Here is an 18,985-nt window from a genome sequence, read left to right on the forward strand (position 1 = left end):
TCCTTACAGTTCGGCGGCAAGCTCATCAAGCAACTTGCGATGTGCTGACTCGTCGACCGACTCTTGCAAAATACGCTCAGCGCCGATGACCGCGAGATGAGAAACCTGAGCGCGAAGCTCATTTTTAGCACGGTTCACTTCCTGCTCTATTTCGGAGCGGGCGCTTGCAACGATGCGTTCGCCTTCGGCGCGAGCCTCTTCGCGAGCCTCTTCGATCATCTGGGCAGAGCGTTTGTTGGCCTGCTCGATGATCTGGGACGCCTGCTCCTTGCTCTCCTTGAGCGTCTGCTCGGAGCGTTCCTGAGCAAGCTCGAGATCGCGCGTCGCACGGCTGGCTGCGTCCAAGCCATCAGCAATTTTCTTCTGGCGCTCGTGAAGCGCATTGCTGATCGGAGGCCACACGTACTTTATGCAAAACCAGACAAAGATCGCGAAGGCGATCGTCTGCCCGATAAGCGTCATGTTGATATTCACAGGACTGTACCTCTGACAAGTTCGTGGCGACCGGAGTGAAACAAAACCGAGCGATCTACCGCTCGGTCAAGTTAAATTAACCGGCAACAACGAAGATCAGGTACATCGCGATACCAACACCGATCATCGGAACCGCGTCGAGCAGACCCGCCATGATGAAGGTTTTGGTTTGCAGCTGGTCGCCAAGCTCCGGCTGACGCGCGGTCGATTCGAGCAGCTTGCCGCCCAGAATGGCGAAGCCGATACCGGTTGCCAGTGCGCCCAAACCGATGATGATGGCAGCTGAGAGATAAACCATTTCCATGATGTTGCTCCTGAGTTCAAGTTTTGGTTAAGGGTTGAGGGTTAATGAAACGGGTGTTGATGCAAAACTCAAGCGTACCCGGCGCCGCGCGCCGGGTACGCCTTAATCAGTGATGTTCGTGCGCGGCGCTCAAATACACGATGGTTAGCGTGGTAAAGATGAAGGCCTGAAGCGTCACGATAAGGATGTGGAAAATCGCCCACGGCACGTCCAGCACCCAGATGGCCCAGAAGGGTAGCATGGCGATCAAAATGAAGATCACTTCGCCGGCAAACATGTTACCGAACAGACGCATCGCCAGGCTGAACGGCTTGACCAGCAAGGAGACGATCTCGAGCACCAGGTTGAACGGAATCAGCAGCCAGTGGTTGAACGGCGTCAGCGAGAGCTCTCTGGCGAAGCCGCCCGCACCCTTGACCTTGATGTTGTAGTAAAGAATCAGGCCAAACACGCCCAGCGCCATGCCCAGTGTGGCGTTGACATCGGTGGTCGGCACGATCTTCATGTAATCCACGCCGAGCTTGGCAAACAGCACCGGGCCGTAGTCGACGGGTAGAATCTTGAGCGTGTTCATGAGCAGAATCCACACGAACAGCGTCAGCGCCAGCGGCGCGATATGGGGGTTACGCCCGTGAAAGGTCGAACGCGTCAAGTTCTCGATGAATTCGACGACCATTTCGACGGCATTTTGCAGACCACCGGGCACGCCGGAGGTGGCGATTTTACCCGCCTTGCGAAACAGCCAGATGAACAAAAGCCCCATGGCAATGGACCAGCCCATGGTATCCAGGTGGATCGCCCAGAACCCCATGTCGCTTGCCTCTTCGGCCGACTGCGCCAGCGACCAACCGTTGACCGGGTGATGCCCGAAGGTCAGATTCTGCAGGTGGTGCTGGATATAGTAAGTCGTCGAGACTTCGTTTCCTGCGGCCATAGAGTTGTCACCTCAATCAGTTGTGCGGTTTTTTGAGCATTAGCCAGGGCGCGAGCCAATGCGTCGAAATTACCGCAACGTAAGCACTAAAAAATAAAGTAGGGTTTGAGGGGGGCACTGCCACGAAGACCAGCGTAAAAAGAGCCACCGTCAAACCAAACTTGCCCGCTTCTGCACGCATCAACTGCGTTGCGTTACGTTTTTGGCGTTTCGAAAAAACGCCCATACGCTTTATGAAAAAAGCATAGGGTACGATCGCGACCAGCGAACCCAACGCCACCGAGATCGCCCCGCCAGGCTGCGCCAGCACGTAGGCCAGCGCCATCCCGATCAGCATTACGCCCGATTGAGCCCGTAAAAGCGAAACGCTGTAGGCTCGGCGGCGCTGGGCTTCGAATCGCTGCATGATTTCTCAGCACCTGTTGCCCCAGCTTCTCGGGCTAGTCGTTGTAAAATCCTGATGCGGGCGTTTTGATTATCGAAACAACCTGCACAAATCTTGCGCGATTATAGGGAAGCGCTATCGTACCTTCAACCGAAGTTGCGCCTAATTTGCCCGTCCAAGCGCGCAGTTGCGACCAAAGAGTTAAAAAAAGACGCTATCGTGCGACTTTTTAATAAGCCTGCTATTTATTTTATATGGCCCAAAATTCCGTCGAGTTCTTCAAGGCTCGTATAGCGGATCGTGACCTTTCCCTTGCCCCGTTGGCCGTGGTCGATGGAGACCGGCGCGCCGAGAAGCTCGCCCAGCTGGGTCTCGAGCCGGGTCACATCCGTCGTCTTGATCGAGCGTTTGGGGGCCGCTTTCGCGCTTTCGTCGCTGGCGAGCTTTTTCACCAATGCTTCGGTGGCGCGCACGGTCAGGTCGTTATTGACCACCTCGTGGGCGATGCGGCGCTGTTGGGCGCTGGCAAGCGATAAAAGCGCCCGCGCGTGGCCCATATCCAGATCACCGCGCTCTAAAAGCGTCTGTACTTCCGGATCCAGGGTCAAAAGCCTTAAAAGGTTCGCCACCTGAGTGCGCGACTTGCCCACCGCATCGGCGACCTGCTGTTGGGTCAGCTCGAATTCATCCCCCAGCCGTTTGAGCGCCAGCGCCTCTTCTACCGCGTTGAGGTTTTCACGCTGAATGTTTTCGATCAGCGCCAGCGCCAGCGCGGCTTCGTCGCTGACTTCGCGGATCACCGCGGGGATTACGTCGAGTTCGGCAAGCTGCGCGGCCCGCCAGCGCCGCTCGCCGGCGATGATTTCGTAACGTGCCTCGCCGACCGGGCGCACCACGATAGGCTGCATGACGCCCTGGGCGCGGATGGAGTCAGCGAGCTCTTCCAAGGCTTCGGGCTGGATGTCGCGGCGGGGCTGGTACTTGCCGCGGCTTAGCTGGCCAAGCGGCAAACGCTCCAGGCGTTCGCTGGCGGCGTCGAAGGCTGCGCTTGCAGGCGGCGCAGCAGGATCGACGCTTTCAAACGTTTCCTCACTGGTGAGATCCAGACTGTCACGGCGGCGTGCGCCCGCTCCAATGAGGGCATCCAGGCCACGTCCCAGCGCGCGTTTACGCGTCATGCGTTTCCCCTTAAACGTTGTATCAAGAACCTGTCCTCAGGCACTTACCGCCATTAAAGCGAAAGCTTGCGAATCAACTCTTTGGCAAGCACGCGGTACGCTTGGCTTCCCCGCGAAAAGCGTGCGTAGTGGGTCACCGGCAAGCCGTGGCTGGGTGCCTCGGCCACTTTTACGTTGCGCGGAATGGTGGTCTTCAAAAGCGCGTCGCCGAAAAAATCGCGAAGCTGCTTGTCCACTTCCCGGGTAAGACTGGTGCGTTTATCGTACATCGTGCGCAATATACCGGAAATCGCAAGCGCTGGATTAATGCTCTCCTTGATCTGCTCGACCGTGTCCAACAGCGCCGACAGGCCTTCGAGGGCGTAGAACTCGCACTGCAAGGGAATCAGCACGCCGTCGGCGGCGGTCAAGGCATTGACCGTGAGCATGTTGAGCGACGGCGGACAATCGATGAGGACGACATCGTAATTACCGGCCACGGTATTGAGCGCCGTGGAGAGTCGGCTTTGGCGCTCTTCGCTATCCAGAAGCTCCACCTCGGCGGCGGTCAGGTCGCCATTGCCCGGCAGTACGTCGTAATTGACCGGCAGATTGGTCACGATCGCATCCGCGGCGCGGGCCTCGCCCAGCAGCACGTCCAGTACGCTTTTATCAAGCTCGTACTTGTCGATGCCGCTGCCCATGCTGGCGTGGCCCTGGGGGTCCAGGTCCACCAGCAGTACGCGCCGGTCAAGGCTTGCAAGGCTCGCCGCGAGATTAACGGCCGAGGTGGATTTGCCCACGCCGCCTTTTTGGTTGGTCAGGGCAATGATCTGGCTCACTACAAGGCTCCTTCAGGGGTCAGAATCAACAGCTGCCGTTTCGCCGTATCATAAGGGATTTGCAGCCAATGTCGCGCGATGAGCGCGATATCGGCGGGAAGTGCCGCAAGCTCTTCATCGGCCCCGGGGCCTTTCATGGCCAGCCACTGCCCACCGGGGGCCACTAGCGTCCGGGTCAGGGTTACGAAGTCGTCAAGGCTTGCAAAGGCGCGCGATACCACCTGATCGAAGGTTTGGCCATTGAACGCCTCGACCCGGGTTTGGGTCGGCGTGGCGTTTTTAATGGCAAGCTCCATCACGGCCTGGCGCTGAAAGCGCACCTTTTTGCCGTTACTGTCGACCAGCGTGACGTGCATATCCGGTTTCAAAATGGCGATGACCAGCCCCGGAAGTCCTGGGCCTGCGCCCACGTCCAGAAGCGTTGCCCCGGTCACATAGGGGGCGATCGCTGCGCTGTCGAGCACGTGCCGGGCGACCATGTCGTTTATATCGCGCACCGCAGTGAGGTTATAAGCCCGATTCCACTTGTGCAATAACGCGACCAGCGCTAAAAGCTGGTCGCGCTGCTCGGCACTGATGGCGATGTCGAGTTGCTCGAGGCCGCTGTCCAGGCGCGACGCGACCTCGCCGGGCAACTCCTTGATCAAAGGCGCTAACGAACTCATCCGTTCGCCACCTCGGCATTTTTGATCATGCGGCGCTTTTTCAGGTGAATCAGCAAAATCGAGACCGCGGCCGGCGTCACGCCCGAGATACGCCCCGCGTGGGCCAGGGTTTCCGGACGCGCTTCGGCAAGCTTTTGGCGAATCTCGTTGGAAAGCCCCTCGACCTTTTGGTAGTCGAGCTCGGCGGGAAGCGGCGTCGCCTCGTGGCGCTTGAGCTTGTCGATCTCGTCCTGCTGACGGGCGATATAGCCCTGATACTTGGCCTGAATCTGGACCTGCTCGGCCACGGACTCGTCGTCGACCAGATCGCTTTCAAGGCCGGGGAGCGCGGTGATATCGGCGTAGCTAAGCTCCGGGCGCTTCAAAAGATCCGCCAGCGAGTACTCTCGCGGCAGCGGTTGGCCGGTTTTTTCGGCGACTTTCTCCGCTGCCGGGGTTTTCGGCTGTACCCAGACGGTGGCAAGACGCGCACTTTCGCGCTCGATGGCGTCGCGCTTTTGGCTAAACGCGGCAAAGCGCGCATCGTCGACCAAACCAAGCTCACGGCCCTTTTCGGTCAGGCGCAGATCCGCGTTGTCTTCACGCAGCATCAGCCGGTATTCCGCCCTCGAGGTGAACATCCGGTAGGGCTCTTTGGTGCCCATGGTGATCAAGTCGTCCACCAGCACGCCCAGATACGCCTCGTCGCGGCGCGGATGCCAGGCCTCCAGCTCCCGGGCGCGGCGGGCGGCGTTCAAGCCGGCCAGCAGCCCCTGGGCGCCGGCTTCTTCGTAGCCGGTAGTGCCGTTGATTTGGCCGGCGAAAAACAGGTTGTGGATAAATTTCGTCTCCAGCGAGTGCTTGAGGTCTCGTGGGTCGAAGAAATCGTACTCGATGGCGTAGCCGGGCCGGGTGATATGCGCGTTTTCAAGGCCTTTCATCGAGCGCACGACCTGAAGCTGAACGTCGAAAGGCAGCGAGGTCGAGATGCCGTTGGGATAGAGCTCGTTGGTTTCCAACCCTTCGGGCTCGATGAAAACCTGGTGGCTGGTTTTATCCGCAAAGCGGTGAACCTTGTCCTCGATCGACGGGCAGTAGCGCGGGCCGGTGCTGTCGATCACCCCGGAGTACATCGGCGAGCGGTCCAGATTCGCCTTGATGATGTCGTGGGCACGCTCGTTGGTCTGCGCGATGTGGCAGCTGACCTGGCGCGGGTGCATCTCCCGCGAGCCCATGTAGGACATGATCGGGGTGGGGGTGTCGCCGGGCTGCTCTTCGAGCTGGCTGAAATCCACGCTTTTGGCGTCGATACGCGGCGGTGTGCCGGTTTTTAGCCGATCAACGTGAAACGGCAGTGCGCGTAGCCGCTCGGCCAGGGCGTTGGAGGGCGGATCGCCGGCTCGGCCGCCGCGGCTTTTATCCAAGCCAATGTGAATCACGCCACCCAAAAACGTACCCGTCGACAGGACGACGGTTTCGGACATAAACCGAATACCGGTCTCGGTCACCACGCCGCGGACGGTGTCGTTATCCACAATCAGATCGCCCGCCGCCTGCTGAAAAATCGTCAGGTTTGGCTGGTTTTCCAGCATGCCGCGAATGGCGGCTTTGTAGCGGACACGGTCAGCCTGGGCACGGGTGGCACGGACCGCCGGGCCTTTGCTGGCGTTTAGAACGCGAAACTGAATACCGCCAAGGTCAGTGGCAAGCCCCATGGCGCCGCCCAGCGCATCGATTTCCTTGACCAGGTGACTTTTGCCGATGCCGCCAATGGCGGGATTACACGACATTTGCCCCAGGGTTTCGATGTTGTGGGTGAGCAGCAGGGTTTGACAACCCATACGAGCAGAGGCCAGTGCGGCTTCGGTTCCCGCATGGCCACCGCCGATGACAATCACGTCAAAGCGGTTGGGGTAATTCAATTAACACCTCAACTTGGCCCTTCAAAAAGCGCCTATTGATCATTTGAAAACGAGCAGGACTCGATAAGCCGGCCAGTATAAACCTCCTGTGAATAACAGTCAGGTTTTTCCACACCCGGATTTCACGTCCTTGCACTTATAAATAACAAAATAAAAAATATAGAGAGAAGTTCTATTGATGTTGTAATTATTGGTGTGGATAAAATCTGTGTATAACTGAATATTTCTTATATTTATTAAACAATTATATTGTTGAAGGAATGGTGATTAACCGGCGGAGTGCCTGCGTAGAAGCAGTGTTGAGGCTGTGGACGAAAGGGGCACTTATGCACAGCGCTAAAAAAACACGGGTTATCCACCGCTGCATACCCGTGCTGTGCGCGTGGCTATAAACACACTGTGGGTAACCGGGCTAAAGTGCCGATGGCCCAAGTGACGCGGGTTGCAGACAAACGTGAAGAAAATTGAAAAAATGATATCCACAGGCAAAAAAAGGGCCTGTCATGGTGACAGGCCCTTTTTTATTCGCATTTTTAAGCCAAAAGATGGTTTAAAAACGCCTTCGGTAGGTGTGTTTCAGTGTTTGAGCACCCGCGCCAAAAACGACTGGGTACGTTCGTGTTGAGGTGCATCGAACAATTGTTCAGGTGGCCCCTCTTCGGTGATTTCGCCTTTATGAATGAAGATGACGCGATCCGCCACTTCCCGGGCAAAGCCCATTTCGTGGGTGACGATCACCATAGTCATGCCTTCCTTGGCGAGCTCGCGCATGGCATCGAGCACCTCACCGATCATCTCCGGGTCCAGCGCTGAGGTCGGCTCGTCGAAGAGCATGAGGCGCGGCTCCATGGCGAGTGCCCGAGCGAGGGCGACGCGTTGCTGCTGACCGCCGGATAGCTGGCCTGGGTACTTGTCGGCCTGGTCGGCGATGCCGACCCGATCGAGCAGGCGTTTAGCGTTCTGTGTGGCCTGCTCGCGGCTTTGGCGGCGTACCTTGATGGGTGCCAGCGTCACGTTGTCCACAACGCTTAGATGCGGGAATAGATTGAACTGCTGGAACACCATGCCGACTTCGGTGCGAATGGTCTGCAGCGACTTGGTGCTTTTGCCGTGAGGCGTAAGGGGGTTGTTATCCACCTCGAGGGTGCCGGACTGAAACTCTTCCAAACCGTTGATACAGCGAATCAGCGTCGATTTGCCCGAGCCGCTTGCGCCAATCACCACGACGACTTCGCCGGGGGTGATCGCCAGATCGATATTGTTGAGTACGTGCAAGCTGCCAAAATGCTTATTGAGCTTTTCCATACGCACAATGGGGGGTTGGGTCGCTTTCATTGCGCGCTCCTTATTGACCGACGAAGTTTGAACGCTCGAGTAAGCGCAGCACCATGGAAAGTGTCCAGGTAATCGCCAAATACATCAGCGCCACCACGAAGTAGACCTCGAGGGCGGTGAAGGTCGTGGCGATATAAATTTGGCCCTGACGGACCAGCTCGCCCACGCCGATCACCGAGAACAGGGAGGTGTCCTTGATGCTAATGATCGCCTGGTTGCCCAGTGGCGGCACCATGCGCCTAAGCGCTTGGGGCCAGATGACGTAGGTAAAGGCCTGGGTACGCGAAAGCCCGAGCGACAAGGAGGCCTCGCGCTGGCCGCGCTCGATGGACTGCACGCCGCCGCGCACGATTTCCGAGATATAGGCACCGGAGTTCACCGCGATGGCGGCGATACCCGCGACCAACGCGTTGATTGGCCCACCCAAAAGCTGCGGCAGGCCATAAAAGATGAAAAGTACCTGCACCAGAATCGGCGTGCCGCGAAATACCTCGATATAGATACTGGCGATCCAGCGAAGCCAGGCGGAGGGGCTGATGCGTAAAAGACCGAAAAAGATGCCGATGAAAAAGCCGATCGCCAGCCCCCCGAAAGAGATCGCGAGCGTCCAGGGAATACCGGGTAACAGATGAGGGATCGAGGCCAGCGCCGCCGACCAGTCGAACTGAAAGTTAACGTCCACGCGTTATCTCCAGATAAAAATCATAAAACGAGGCTATTAAACGAAAGGCCGGGCAATGCGTTGCCCGGCCCTGCAGGAGTACTTGCGTGTCTACGAAATGGTATTAGTCCGCCGAGGGCGCTTCACCGAACCACTTCGAGTAGATTTCGTCGTAGGTACCGTCTTCACGCATGGCCGCCAGCGCTTCGTTGGTCGGCTCCAGCCACTCGCTACCCTTGTGGAAAACGATCCCGTACTGCTGACCTTCGTAGAGCGGGCCAACGACCTTGGTACGGCCTTCGCCACGGGTTTGCGAGAAGTAGGCGACGTTGGGGGCGTCGTATAGCACGGCGTCGACGTTGCGACCCAAAAGCGCCATGTACATATCTGCGGTACCGGGATAGGGCGTGATCTCGGCGTCGTCACCCAGCTCTTCTTGCAGGTAGTTATAGCTGGTCGAGCCGATCTTGGTCGCGATGCTCAGGCCTTCCAGGTCCTGGAGGTCTTCAACGTCATCGTTATCGGCGCGTACGATGATCTGAAGACCGGAGTCGTAGTAGGGGTCGGAAAAATCGACGACCTGGGCGCGCTCTTCGGTAATCGTGGTACCGGCAATGGCGATTTCCTGGCTGCCGGTCTGTACCGCCGGAATGATGCCGGAAAACTCCATGGTGGTGAGATTGACCTCGAACCCGGCGCGGTTGGCCACTTCGTTGATGATGTCTATGTCGAAGCCGATCATTTCTCCGGTTTCGGAATCCATCATTTCAAAGGGCACGAAGCTTGGGTCGGTGGCGACGTTGACCGAAGGCGTCTGCGCAAGCGCCGAGGCGCTGCCAAGGCTTAGAGTCAACGCGGCGGCAATGGCGCTATAGGTAAGCGGAGTGTTCATGTGTTTCCCCGTGTTTTATATGACGCTAGCGGTCGTGGGGCGTCATGCCCGTCGACCGCGCGCGATGTTGTAGACCTATCAACCTTGGCGAGAAACCGCCAAGGCGTCAAGTCACGAACCGGGGGTGGTATTAACGCAAGAAGTGGTTCTTGCTCTAAAACACGACCTAAACCATGAACGACGCACCGCACCCGCAGGTGGTGGTGGCGTTGGGGTTTTGCACGCGAAAACGGGCGCCGGCCAGACCCTCTTCGAAATCGATCGTCGAGCCGACCAGGTACTGATAGGAAAGCGGGTCGACGACCAGGGCGGCGGCGCCGAACTCGATCAGCGTGTCGTCGTCGGCGACGTTGTCGGCAAAGTCGAACCCATACTGAAAGCCCGAGCAGCCGCCGCCGGTCACGTACACGCGAAGCTTCAGCGCGTCGTTGTGCTCCTCGGTCATGAGCGCCTGAATACGACGTCGCGCGCTGTCGGACAGCAAAAGTGGGGTTGGTACGAAAGCTTCTGCACCGCTCATGGGTACCTCCCGCGAGCTAAAATGGCTGGGTGAAAGCGCAATTATGGGTAATCCCGAGCAAAAGGGTCAACTATTACGTCGCCTTTTTCTAAGTAGCACCTCTGCAACAGCGCTTTCCGTCTAGGGCATCAGCGCTGGAGCGTTGAGGCCCAGGGTCTCGTCGAGGCCAAACATCAAATTCAAATTCTGAATCGCCTGGCCCGAGGCACCCTTAACCAGGTTGTCGATGACCGACAGCACGATGACGGTACCGCCCTGTTGATGAACCGCGAGCCGGCAAGTGTTGTTGCCTTTGACACTGCGCGTTTCCGGGTGGCTGCCGGCGGGCATCACATCCACGAAGGGCTCGTTTTTATAGCGCGATTCGAAAAGCGCCTGCAGATCCGTTGCGCCGACCTTCAGGGTGCTATAGAGCGTGGCGTGAATGCCCCGGATCATTGGCGTTAGATGAGGCACGAAGGTTAGCTCGATCGGGTGTTCCTGCATGTCGTTCAGGCCCTGGCGGATTTCCGGCAGGTGGCGATGGCCCGAGGCGCCGTAGGCTTTCATCGATTCGCTCGCCTCGGCGAGAAGCGAGCCTACCTTGGCACCGCGTCCGGCGCCGGTCACGCCGGATTTACAGTCGGCGATCAGCCGTGTTTCGTCCACCAGCCCGGCCTCGAGTAGCGGCAGGTAACCAAGCTGTACGGCGGTGGGGTAGCAGCCAGGTACGGCGATCAAACGCGCGCCCTTGATCGCTTCGCGGTTCATTTCCGCCAAGCCATAGACCGCCTCTTCGAGCAGCGCCGGCGCGCCGTGAGGCTGGCCGTACCACTGGCTCCAGAGTTCGGCGTCGCGCAGACGAAAATCCGCGGAAAGGTCGATGACCCGCGTGCCGTTCGCCAATAGCTCACCGGCCAGCGCGTGGGCCACCCCGTGGGGTGTGGCGAAAAACACTGCGTCCAGAGCGCCCAGCGCGTTGGCATCGGGCTCGCTGAAGGCGAGTGCATCAAAATGGCCGCGCAGGTTGGGGTACATATCGCTCACCTTGACACCGGCCTCCGAGCGCGAGGTGATCGCCTCGACGCTGACCTCTGGATGCCCGGCTAAAAGCCTTAAAAGCTCTACTCCGGTATACCCTGTACCGCCTACGATACCGACCTTGATCACAAGCCACCTCTTGTCCGTTCGTTAATGTGAACCGCGTACGTTCAAGCCTAATAAACCCGCACCGGGCTGTCTAAGCGCTTCAAGCTATGATACACAAGAGTGACAGCCCAGGAGTGACGGATTCAATGAGTAAGTCCTCACTTTTGGCCGCCCCGAATAAACGCACTACGCTTTAACCTCGACCAATAAGAACCCACCAACAGGCAAGGAACGCGGCTGTGGCACGCTATTCCCGAGCAGATTTCACCCTCGACGCCTTCCGCCGCCAGCTGGCCAACGTCGATGCGTTGCCCCAGCTCTGCGTACTGGGCCTGGTCTCCGGCGTCATTACCGGCGCTGTGATGGTGGGCTTTCGTCTGCTTTTGGAAGTCGGCGCGATTGTCTATATGCCCGAGGGCGACCCGGAGGCGTTCGAAGGCCTTGCTCCCTGGCTTAGGGCGCTGCTGCCGCTTTTGGCGGTGACGCTGATTGGCGTTTTTCTTTACCGCCAGAAAGCCGCGGCACACAAACTCGGCGTTAGCCACGTGATCGAGCGGCTCTCCTACCACCAGGGGCGCTTTCCCATGCGCAACTGGCTCAACCAGTGGTGGGTCGGCGTGGTGTCGGTACTCGGCGGGCTTTCCGCCGGGCGCGAAGGCCCAGCGATCCACCTGGGCGCGGCCGCCTCCAGCGGACTTGGCCTCAAGCTTCGCTTGCCCAACAACAGTCTTCGCGTGCTGGTCGCCTGTGGTACCGCGGCGGGTATTTCCGCCTCGTTCAATACGCCGATCGCCGGGGTCATCTTCGCCATGGAAGTGGTGATGATGGAGTACACCCTGATGAGCTTCATGCCGGTCATTTTGGCCTCGACCATGGGCGCGGTGGTCGCTCAGGCGGTTTACGGCAGCGAACCCGCCTTTCGCATTCCCGATGTAGCGCTGGGCTCGCTGATGAACCTGCCCTGGGTAGTGGTGACGGGGCTGGGGATTGGCCTGCTCGCCGGGCTTTTCATTCACATTGCGCGCACTCAGCGCTTGAGCCGTCTGCCGATTTGGCTGCGCCTGGCGGTGGTCGGTGTGACCACCGGCGCAGTGGCCTGGTGGTTCCCCCAGGTACAGGGCATTGGCTACGATAGCCTGGCGGCGGCGCTCAACGGGCAGCTAAGCGTTAGCGTGCTGCTGGGGCTGGTCATTGCCAAGCTATTGATCACCGCGCTGACCGTGGCCGGAGGCGTACCGATTGGTATTATCGGCCCGGTACTGGTGGTCGGGGCGGCCGCCGGTGCGCTCAGCGGCTCGCTTGGCCTTTGGCTTTGGCCGGCGCCCGCCGCCGACCCAGGCGTTTTTGCCATGCTGGGGATGGCGGCCATGATGGGCGCGGTGCTTCAGGCGCCGCTGGCCGCGCTCATGGCGCTTTTGGAGCTGACCCACAGCCCGAACATCATGCTGCCGGGCATGCTGGTGGTCGTGGTCGCCTGTCTGACCTCGCGCCAGCTAACGGGCTGCGAAGGCTTTTTTATCAGTTCGGTACGTTACGGCCTACACCCCCTTCAACAGCCGCTGATGCAGGCGCTTTCCCGGGTGTCGGTACCCGCGGTGATGGAGCGCCAGCTAGTGCGTACCGAGCGAATCGTCACGCCGGATCAGGCGCGTAAGCTCTTGGAAACCAATCCGATGTGGCTTCTGATCGAGCGCTCCAGTGATAAAAAGCCGGTGCTGGGTTTGAAAGCCTCGGCGCTGGCGCGCTGGCTTTTGGAACACGACGAGGCGCTGGCCGGTGAGCCACCGCCAAAAGACGAGCAAGTGGACCTTCTGGAAATTCCTGGCCAGCGCGTGGAGATGGCGCCGATCGCGCTACAGGCCACGCTTTCCGAAGCTTTTTTGAAGCTTCAGGACAACGCCCTGGGTGCGCTTTACGTAGTGCACGGTTATCGGCCAAAGCAGCAGCGAATTTCAGGTATCATTACCCGGGGGGCAATCGAGCGTTACTACCACTATGCTGACCCTCGTGACAAAACCGACCCCCGTGACAATGAGCCGACCGCGTAAGGAGAAACCATGTATTTATGGATGAAGGCCCTGCATTTGATGGCCGTTGTGACCTGGTTCGCCGCGCTTTTTTATCTGCCGCGGCTGTATGTCTACCACGCTACTGCCCGCGATAACGGGGATGAGCAAGCGATCACTTACTTCAAGACCATGGAGCGCAAGCTCTATCGCGGCATCATGACCCCCTCGATGATTTTGGTGCTGTTGTTTGGCGGGATCATGCTCTATCTGATACCCGGCTGGATGAGCCAGGGGTGGATGCACGTCAAACTGACGTTGGTGGCGCTACTGGTGGCCTACCATCACGTCTGTCTGATCTATTTGAAGCAGTTTGCGCAAAACCGCTGCACCAAAAGCCATCGCTTTTTCCGCTTCTTCAATGAAGCCCCGGTCATCGTGTTGATCGCCGTCGTTCTGCTTGCCGTCATTAAGCCTTTTTGATGATAAAGCCGCTTCCTCCCGTCGTATTGGTACTGGCGGGTCACGACCCGACCGGGGGCGCGGGGCTGATCGCCGATAGCGAAGCCGTGGCCGGCTGTGGCGGCTGGGCATTGACCATTCCCACCGCCACCACCGTGCAAAACTGCCACGATGTTCAGCGCGTGCTGCCCGCCGACCCGCAAATGATGTTGCAGATGGCCCAAGCGCTCGAGGGGCTTCCCGTCAGCGCGATCAAGCTGGGCCTTTTGGCCAATGAAGCGACGCTGTTGGCCGCCGAGCGCATCATTCGCCGCTTTCCCGGTGTGCCGGTGATTGCCGATCCGGTGCTCAAGGCGGGGGGCGGCGCTGAGTTATCCACAGCCGCGCTTCAAAAGCGCTATGTGGAGCGCCTGCTACCCCTTGTGGATATTCTGACGCCCAACCGGTTCGAGCTCGCCGCCTTGACGCCGGACGTAGAAGAGGGCGCGGACGATACCACCCGCGCGGTGGCGCTTATTTCCCAGGGGTGCCAGGCGGTGCTGGTAACGGCCACCGACGATCCACTGCCGGGAAACGACGCCCAGGTCGTGCATACGCTGCACTCGCCGGATACCACGCGCCAGTGGCAGTGGCCGCGCCTGGCGCAGCGCTTTCACGGCTCGGGCTGTACGCTAGCCTCCGCCATTGCCGCGCGCATGGCGGTAGGTGAGCGCTTACCCACTGCCTGCGAGCAGGCCCAGCGCTTTACCTGGCAGGCTCTGTCCGAGGCGTTCGAGCCGCCGGACGGGCAGTATCTGCCCAACCGCTTGTCACGCCCAACCCGCTTTTGATCTCATTGGCCGCCGGGTCGGTAACGCGTCTATTTAAGTCCGCGTTTAAAGGACTAAGCTATTCACTTTCGAGTCATTCACGTTGAGGATGCCATGACCACTTCTGCCGAACTCTTTGAACTTGCAAGCCGCCATATTCCCGGCGGGGTCAACTCGCCGGTTCGCGCGTTCAAGGGCCTTCACCGCCCGCCGGTCTTCATGGAGCGCGCCCAGGGGGCTTACCTGTTCGACGTCGAGGGCAAGCGCTATATCGACTACGTCGGTTCCTGGGGGCCGATGATCACCGGCCATGCCGACCCGGACGTGCTCGATGCGGTACGTGCACGCCTCGATAACGGACTTTCCTTCGGCACGCCCACTGCGGTGGAAACCACCATGGCGGATCTGATCTGCGAAATGATCCCGTCCATGGATATGGTGCGCATGACAAGCTCCGGCACCGAGGCAACGATGTCCGCGATTCGCCTGGCCCGGGGCAGCACCGGCCGGGACAAGATCGTCAAGTTCGAGGGTAACTACCACGGTCACTCCGACTCGCTGCTGGTGAAAGCCGGCTCCGGGGCGCTGACCCACGGCGAGCCGAGCTCGCCGGGCGTGCCGGCCTCGCTTGCCGAGCACACCATCACGCTCTCCTATAACGACCCGGAAGGCGTAGAGGCCTGCTTTGCCGAAATCGGCGAGCAGATCGCCTGCATTATCGTCGAACCCGTGGCGGGCAACATGAACTGCATTCCGCCTCAGCCCGGCTTTTTGGAAACGCTACGCCGGGTGTGCAACGAGTACGGTAGCTTGTTGATTTTCGACGAGGTGATGACCGGCTTTCGCGTCGCGCTCGGCGGCGCCCAGGCCCACTACGGTATCACCCCGGATTTGACCTGCCTTGGCAAGATCGTCGGCGGCGGTATGCCGGTGGGTGCCTTTGGCGGCCGGCGCGACATCATGCAAAACGTCTCGCCCATGGGCCCGGTTTATCAAGCCGGTACGCTCTCGGGCAACCCGCTGGCCATGGCCGCTGGCGTTACGCTGTTGCAAAAGCTCAAGACACCGGGCTTTCACGATGCGCTGACCCAGCGAGTGCAAACGCTTTGCGAAGGCCTGCAAGAGCGCGCGAATGCGGCGAACGTGGCCATGATGACCCAGTCCGCCGGGGGCATGTTCGGGCTCTTTTTCACCTCGCAAACGCGTGTGGATAACTTTGCCCAGGCAACCGCTTGCGATGCGGACATGTTCCGGCGCTTTTTCAGCGCCATGCTGGACCAGGGCGTTTACCTAGCGCCTTCGGCTTATGAGGCGGGCTTTATGTCCAGTGCCCACGCGCCGGAAGACATTCAGCAAACCCTGGACGCCGCCGAGAAGGCGTTTGCCCTTCTATAAACCGCGGCTTTGGCCAACGCACTGCTATACTCAAAGCGCCGCTCATCGAAGCGGCGCTGTTGGTTAACGAGGCCAATCATCGTGAAATGGCAGTCGTTTTGGTCTTACACCCTTGGCGTTGCAAGCCTGGCCTCTGCTTTATCCACAGGCGCGCTTGCCTATCAGGAGCAGCATATGACCCAAATTCAAATCAACGTGAGCGGCACGCCAGGTGCCGAGTTTTCCGCCCATTGGCGGGTGAGCAACGGCGATGAAGTCACCGAGTACTTTGAGGAACGCAAAAGCGTACCCTTTGAATTCAGCTATGAAGGCACCGCGCTCGAGGGGGAGGTGACGCTTTTAACCGATAACGAACGGCTGGAAGTGGATATTTTGAAGGGCACCAACCGTTCGCGTTCGTCGACCCAGGGTAAGGGCGGCACGCTCACCTTGACGATTCGCTAGTAAAAGACGTCATAAAAAAACCGCCCCGAAGGGCGGTTTTTTGAATCCAGGCCCTTCAAGCGAGCAGCGCGTGGAGGACCTGATATCGGGGATCTGGCATCAAAGCCTTGGCTTAGTGGCCTTGAGCGACAACGTTCATGTTGTTGTTGCCCACGGTAGTGATGCTGGAGGTGTGGCCGCCGCCGAAGAAGCTGCCGCTTTGGGAGACGGTTTGCTGGTTGCCGTAACCTTCGGTGTAAGCGTAGGAGTCGTGGTTGTAGCCAGACTGCGAGATGTCGGCCGTGTTGTAGCCGCCAGTGGTCAAAATATTGCTCTCGTTGTAATAACCTTGCTGGCTGACGTTGGCCACGTTGTTGTTGCCTTCCAGGTAGGCGTAGCTGTCATTGGCGGTGCCATCCTGAGCGATAGTGGCGTCGTTGCTGCTGCCGATAGACTCGATGACGGACTGATTGAGCTTGCCTTCCTGGGTGACGGTGGCGTTGTTACCAGTACCTTCCTGATAGGCATAGCTGTCGTTCAGCCAGCCGTCCTGGGTAACATCCGTCGTGTTGTTTTCGCCGTTTTGGTTGGTAACAGAGACGTTGGCAACCCCGTTCTGGTCAGCAGAGGCTTGGTTGTTCAGGCCGCCCTGGTAGATGGTTGACTGGTTCTTGGCGCCCATCTGATCAACGCTTGCCACGTTGCCTTCGCCGACCTGCTCGATACCTGAATCGTTCCAGCCCGGAAGCGTGGTGGCAACGCCGTCAACGTCATCCTGGTTGACGGTCGTTTTGTTGTACGCGCCGTTTTGATGAACACGAGATGCCTGTGAACCCCACTGGGTTACGTTGTTGGCGTTGTGGTCGCCACTTTGATAGATAGTGGAGTTACTTCCAGCGAACTGGGCGGAAGCAGCAGCGCTCATGGTGATGGCAATGGCGGCGGTAATAGTGGCGATTTGAGTTTTCATGTGGATTTCCCCTTCAAGACGTTTGCTTTAGTTGTTACTGAGACAAAGCGATTGGCTCAGTAAGTTTCGACGATGACTGGTCGTGCGTTACCCGAGAACGCCTGCTGTTCCACGCTAACGCTGCGGTAGCCACTCCCCGATTGTGAAATCTCGATATCGCTTTGATGACCCGTTTGGGAAACAAAGGCTTGTAACCCCTGAACGCCATAGGATTGATTGATCGTGGCGAGGTGACGGTCGCCATTTTGTAAAATGACCCCGGCATTATTACCTCCGGCTTGCGTAATGGAGGCGGTATTGAAGTTGCCGGTTTGGCGAATATTGGAAAAGTTGCCGTGTTGATATTGGGCGGAATACGACTGTGTTACGGCGGTACGGTTGTGATGGCCGTTTTGTCTTATAATGCTGTAATTTTCTTTATAAACAGGTGCTTGAGAGGTTTTAGCGTACTGCTCTACACGGCTTTGCGCTTGGGCATTCACCGCGGCTGAATAGGTGATGAAAAACGCTAGAAAAGACCGAACCAGGGGCTTCGAGAGCGCCAGCGTTTTACGTGGTAAAAACGCCTGTCGAGTCTTCATCTCATTACCTTTTGAAAAGTTTTGTATCTAAGTGTATTGATGCGTCGAGTTTGGACTATTTAATAAATTGCGCTATCAGGGCTTTTCTTAAACGCGTGATCAAATATCTAAAAACAGCGGGCCCCTGAAGTACGGTTTTTCTAATATCCCGTAATAAAATTAACAAAAGCGGCGCTACCGTTAAGTAGCGCCGCTTTTGTTAATTAAACGTATGACTATTTTTTTAGTAGGCCAATCATGATAGTGGCCTATAAAGCAGGCGTTGGCGCATTAAGATACTCGGCTAATAGGGTGTTCTGCATGTTAGCGTTGTTGGCCAGGTTCCAGAGATTATTCTCGACGCCCCGGGCAATGAGATGAATGACCGCCGACTCGACCGCCGACATGACGGCCATCTGAACAGGCTCATTGGAGGTAATGCCGACTTCGGCTTCCAGTAAGCGCCGGAAATCGATAAACCGGTAAACGCCTGCGCGAAGCTCTTTCGAATAGATGGTTTTGGTCGTGGTGACGTTGGCGAGTATCTCGCCGGTGGATATTTCGACCGCACGCAGGTTGACCGTCACCTGATCCACCTGATATTGGCCCGACGCGCCGATACCGAAGTATTCCGCTCCGGCACCGCCGGTACGCACGTTGGATTCGTAGGCGATGATGCCACCTTCGAGCATGACCGAGGCCGCGCGCAGCGAAGGGAGTGTATCCGGCTGATTGAAGCGTTCGAACTCGGCGCGGATGATACGCCGCTCGGTTAGAAGATTCTGCAGGCCGACCCGCTCTAGCGGAATGAACCAGCCGGAGTCCGCCAGCGCCCCGGTCAGCATGGCCGCCGCGCCCTGGGTCACCGCGGTCGAGAACGTGCTGGCCGGTGCCGGGCGGTATTGGCCGGTTTGATCGCGAAAGTCGTAGACGGAAACGAAAATTTTACCCGCCGGTGGCGGTAAAGAAACCAGGTCTTGATAGGTCGAGCCGCGGGGGGTCAGTGTGGCCTGGGCGCCTTCCAGATTGTTGGAATTAGCGACCATGCCGGCGCAGCCGCTCAACAGCGCCGCCAGCATGAGTGAAGCGATGATTTTCATTTAGAGGTTCCCCTGACGACACACGTAAGCGTTATGTTGGTGTTGAGCCGGTTGATTTTTGA

General features: G+C 58.4%; 21 protein-coding genes. 5 read left to right on the top strand and 16 right to left on the bottom strand.

Features of this window, described 5'->3' with window-relative positions:
• Window positions 1–3 precede the first annotated feature (3 nt).
• The 13 genes from ACWFVE_RS17020 to argC all read right to left on the bottom strand — a co-directional run bounded on the left by ACWFVE_RS17020 (window position 4) and on the right by argC (window position 11,219).
• A complete protein-coding gene (locus tag ACWFVE_RS17020; protein ID WP_447530448.1) occupies window positions 4–474 on the bottom strand; it encodes a F0F1 ATP synthase subunit B in 471 nt (156 codons plus the stop codon).
• A gap of 76 nt (window positions 475–550) precedes the next feature.
• Window positions 551–778: a F0F1 ATP synthase subunit C gene (gene atpE, locus ACWFVE_RS17025; protein ID WP_018918432.1), complete on the bottom strand. Its 228-nt coding sequence runs from the start codon at window positions 776–778 to the stop codon at window positions 551–553.
• Between the two features lie 106 nt (window positions 779–884).
• Complete coding sequence (atpB, locus tag ACWFVE_RS17030) at window positions 885–1,712, bottom strand: F0F1 ATP synthase subunit A (RefSeq protein WP_447530449.1); 828 nt, start codon at window positions 1,710–1,712, stop codon at window positions 885–887.
• A 16-nt stretch (window positions 1,713–1,728) separates the two neighbouring features.
• Window positions 1,729–2,049, bottom strand: a complete 321-nt coding sequence (locus tag ACWFVE_RS17035; protein WP_447530450.1) for an ATP synthase subunit I — start codon at window positions 2,047–2,049, stop codon at window positions 1,729–1,731.
• A gap of 293 nt (window positions 2,050–2,342) precedes the next feature.
• On the bottom strand, window positions 2,343–3,275 hold the full coding sequence (locus tag ACWFVE_RS17040; protein WP_447530451.1) for a ParB/RepB/Spo0J family partition protein: 933 nt from the start codon (window positions 3,273–3,275) through the stop codon (window positions 2,343–2,345).
• A gap of 53 nt (window positions 3,276–3,328) precedes the next feature.
• Complete coding sequence (locus tag ACWFVE_RS17045) at window positions 3,329–4,096, bottom strand: ParA family protein (protein WP_447530452.1); 768 nt, start codon at window positions 4,094–4,096, stop codon at window positions 3,329–3,331.
• Window positions 4,096–4,761 carry a 16S rRNA (guanine(527)-N(7))-methyltransferase RsmG gene (rsmG, locus tag ACWFVE_RS17050; protein ID WP_447530453.1) on the bottom strand — a complete coding sequence of 222 codons (666 nt, stop codon included), beginning with the start codon at window positions 4,759–4,761 and terminating at the stop codon, window positions 4,096–4,098. Before rsmG ends, ACWFVE_RS17045 begins: the two co-directional genes overlap by 1 nt.
• Window positions 4,758–6,662: a tRNA uridine-5-carboxymethylaminomethyl(34) synthesis enzyme MnmG gene (gene mnmG / locus ACWFVE_RS17055; RefSeq protein ID WP_447530454.1), complete on the bottom strand. Its 1,905-nt coding sequence runs from the start codon at window positions 6,660–6,662 to the stop codon at window positions 4,758–4,760. Before mnmG ends, rsmG begins: the two co-directional genes overlap by 4 nt.
• Before the next feature lie 576 nt (window positions 6,663–7,238).
• Window positions 7,239–7,997: an amino acid ABC transporter ATP-binding protein gene (locus ACWFVE_RS17060; RefSeq protein WP_447530455.1), complete on the bottom strand. Its 759-nt coding sequence runs from the start codon at window positions 7,995–7,997 to the stop codon at window positions 7,239–7,241.
• A 10-nt stretch (window positions 7,998–8,007) separates the two neighbouring features.
• Window positions 8,008–8,679, bottom strand: coding sequence for an amino acid ABC transporter permease (locus ACWFVE_RS17065; protein WP_447530456.1), 672 nt, complete (start codon window positions 8,677–8,679; stop codon window positions 8,008–8,010).
• 103 nt (window positions 8,680–8,782) lie between these two features.
• Window positions 8,783–9,550: a transporter substrate-binding domain-containing protein gene (locus tag ACWFVE_RS17070; protein WP_447530457.1), complete on the bottom strand. Its 768-nt coding sequence runs from the start codon at window positions 9,548–9,550 to the stop codon at window positions 8,783–8,785.
• Between the two features lie 166 nt (window positions 9,551–9,716).
• Window positions 9,717–10,070 (bottom strand): iron-sulfur cluster insertion protein ErpA, encoded by a 354-nt coding sequence (gene erpA / locus ACWFVE_RS17075; protein ID WP_447530458.1) that lies wholly within the window; start codon window positions 10,068–10,070, stop codon window positions 9,717–9,719.
• A 120-nt stretch (window positions 10,071–10,190) separates the two neighbouring features.
• Entirely contained in the window at window positions 10,191–11,219 is a 1,029-nt protein-coding gene (gene argC, locus ACWFVE_RS17080) for an N-acetyl-gamma-glutamyl-phosphate reductase (RefSeq protein WP_447530459.1), read from the bottom strand.
• Window positions 11,220–11,437: 218 nt separating this feature from the next.
• Here argC and ACWFVE_RS17085 point away from each other — a divergent pair, with 218 nt between their 5' ends.
• The 5 genes from ACWFVE_RS17085 (at window position 11,438) to ACWFVE_RS17105 (ending at window position 16,314) form a co-directional block, all read left to right on the top strand.
• Window positions 11,438–13,246, top strand: a complete 1,809-nt coding sequence (locus tag ACWFVE_RS17085) for a chloride channel protein (RefSeq protein ID WP_447530460.1) — start codon at window positions 11,438–11,440, stop codon at window positions 13,244–13,246.
• 9 nt (window positions 13,247–13,255) lie between these two features.
• The gene (gene hemJ, locus ACWFVE_RS17090; protein WP_447530461.1) at window positions 13,256–13,687 is read left to right on the top strand and encodes a protoporphyrinogen oxidase HemJ; all 432 of its coding nucleotides are present in this window, start codon (window positions 13,256–13,258) and stop codon (window positions 13,685–13,687) included.
• A complete protein-coding gene (thiD, locus tag ACWFVE_RS17095) occupies window positions 13,687–14,496 on the top strand; it encodes a bifunctional hydroxymethylpyrimidine kinase/phosphomethylpyrimidine kinase (RefSeq protein ID WP_447530462.1) in 810 nt (269 codons plus the stop codon). Before hemJ ends, thiD begins: the two co-directional genes overlap by 1 nt.
• Window positions 14,497–14,589: 93 nt before the next feature.
• Complete coding sequence (gene hemL, locus ACWFVE_RS17100; protein ID WP_447530463.1) at window positions 14,590–15,870, top strand: glutamate-1-semialdehyde 2,1-aminomutase; 1,281 nt, start codon at window positions 14,590–14,592, stop codon at window positions 15,868–15,870.
• Between the two features lie 174 nt (window positions 15,871–16,044).
• Window positions 16,045–16,314 carry a hypothetical protein gene (locus tag ACWFVE_RS17105; RefSeq protein WP_447530464.1) on the top strand — a complete coding sequence of 90 codons (270 nt, stop codon included), beginning with the start codon at window positions 16,045–16,047 and terminating at the stop codon, window positions 16,312–16,314.
• Between the two features lie 112 nt (window positions 16,315–16,426).
• Here the strand turns inward: ACWFVE_RS17105 and ACWFVE_RS17110 are convergent, their stop codons facing one another.
• From ACWFVE_RS17110 to ACWFVE_RS17120, 3 genes are all read right to left on the bottom strand, one after another.
• Window positions 16,427–17,263, bottom strand: a complete 837-nt coding sequence (locus ACWFVE_RS17110; protein WP_447530465.1) for a curlin subunit CsgB — start codon at window positions 17,261–17,263, stop codon at window positions 16,427–16,429.
• A gap of 56 nt (window positions 17,264–17,319) precedes the next feature.
• Window positions 17,320–17,844, bottom strand: a complete 525-nt coding sequence (locus tag ACWFVE_RS17115) for a hypothetical protein (RefSeq protein ID WP_447530466.1) — start codon at window positions 17,842–17,844, stop codon at window positions 17,320–17,322.
• Window positions 17,845–18,092: 248 nt separating this feature from the next.
• The gene (locus tag ACWFVE_RS17120) at window positions 18,093–18,923 is read right to left on the bottom strand and encodes a CsgG/HfaB family protein (RefSeq protein WP_447530467.1); all 831 of its coding nucleotides are present in this window, start codon (window positions 18,921–18,923) and stop codon (window positions 18,093–18,095) included.
• Window positions 18,924–18,985: the final 62 nt, after the last annotated feature.

This window comes from Vreelandella mediterranea, from assembly GCF_970647075.1.

Excerpts from the sequence above, each read along its gene's own strand:
- atpE (WP_018918432.1), bottom strand. The coding sequence starts at position 778 with ATGGAAATGGTTTATCTCTCAGCTGCCATCATCATCGGTTTGGGCGCA.
- atpB (WP_447530449.1), bottom strand. The coding sequence starts at position 1,712 with ATGGCCGCAGGAAACGAAGTCTCGACGACTTACTATATCCAGCACCAC.
- ACWFVE_RS17035 (WP_447530450.1), bottom strand. The coding sequence starts at position 2,049 with ATGCTGATCGGGATGGCGCTGGCCTACGTGCTGGCGCAGCCTGGCGGG.
- ACWFVE_RS17040 (WP_447530451.1), bottom strand. The coding sequence starts at position 3,275 with ATGACGCGTAAACGCGCGCTGGGACGTGGCCTGGATGCCCTCATTGGA.
- rsmG (WP_447530453.1), bottom strand. The coding sequence starts at position 4,761 with ATGAGTTCGTTAGCGCCTTTGATCAAGGAGTTGCCCGGCGAGGTCGCG.
- ACWFVE_RS17060 (WP_447530455.1), bottom strand. The coding sequence starts at position 7,997 with ATGAAAGCGACCCAACCCCCCATTGTGCGTATGGAAAAGCTCAATAAG.
- ACWFVE_RS17070 (WP_447530457.1), bottom strand. The coding sequence starts at position 9,550 with ATGAACACTCCGCTTACCTATAGCGCCATTGCCGCCGCGTTGACTCTA.
- erpA (WP_447530458.1), bottom strand. The coding sequence starts at position 10,070 with ATGAGCGGTGCAGAAGCTTTCGTACCAACCCCACTTTTGCTGTCCGAC.
- hemJ (WP_447530461.1), top strand. The coding sequence starts at position 13,256 with ATGTATTTATGGATGAAGGCCCTGCATTTGATGGCCGTTGTGACCTGG.
- thiD (WP_447530462.1), top strand. The coding sequence starts at position 13,687 with ATGATAAAGCCGCTTCCTCCCGTCGTATTGGTACTGGCGGGTCACGAC.
- hemL (WP_447530463.1), top strand. The coding sequence starts at position 14,590 with ATGACCACTTCTGCCGAACTCTTTGAACTTGCAAGCCGCCATATTCCC.
- ACWFVE_RS17105 (WP_447530464.1), top strand. The coding sequence starts at position 16,045 with ATGACCCAAATTCAAATCAACGTGAGCGGCACGCCAGGTGCCGAGTTT.
- ACWFVE_RS17110 (WP_447530465.1), bottom strand. The coding sequence starts at position 17,263 with ATGAAAACTCAAATCGCCACTATTACCGCCGCCATTGCCATCACCATG.
- ACWFVE_RS17115 (WP_447530466.1), bottom strand. The coding sequence starts at position 17,844 with ATGAAGACTCGACAGGCGTTTTTACCACGTAAAACGCTGGCGCTCTCG.
- ACWFVE_RS17120 (WP_447530467.1), bottom strand. The coding sequence starts at position 18,923 with ATGAAAATCATCGCTTCACTCATGCTGGCGGCGCTGTTGAGCGGCTGC.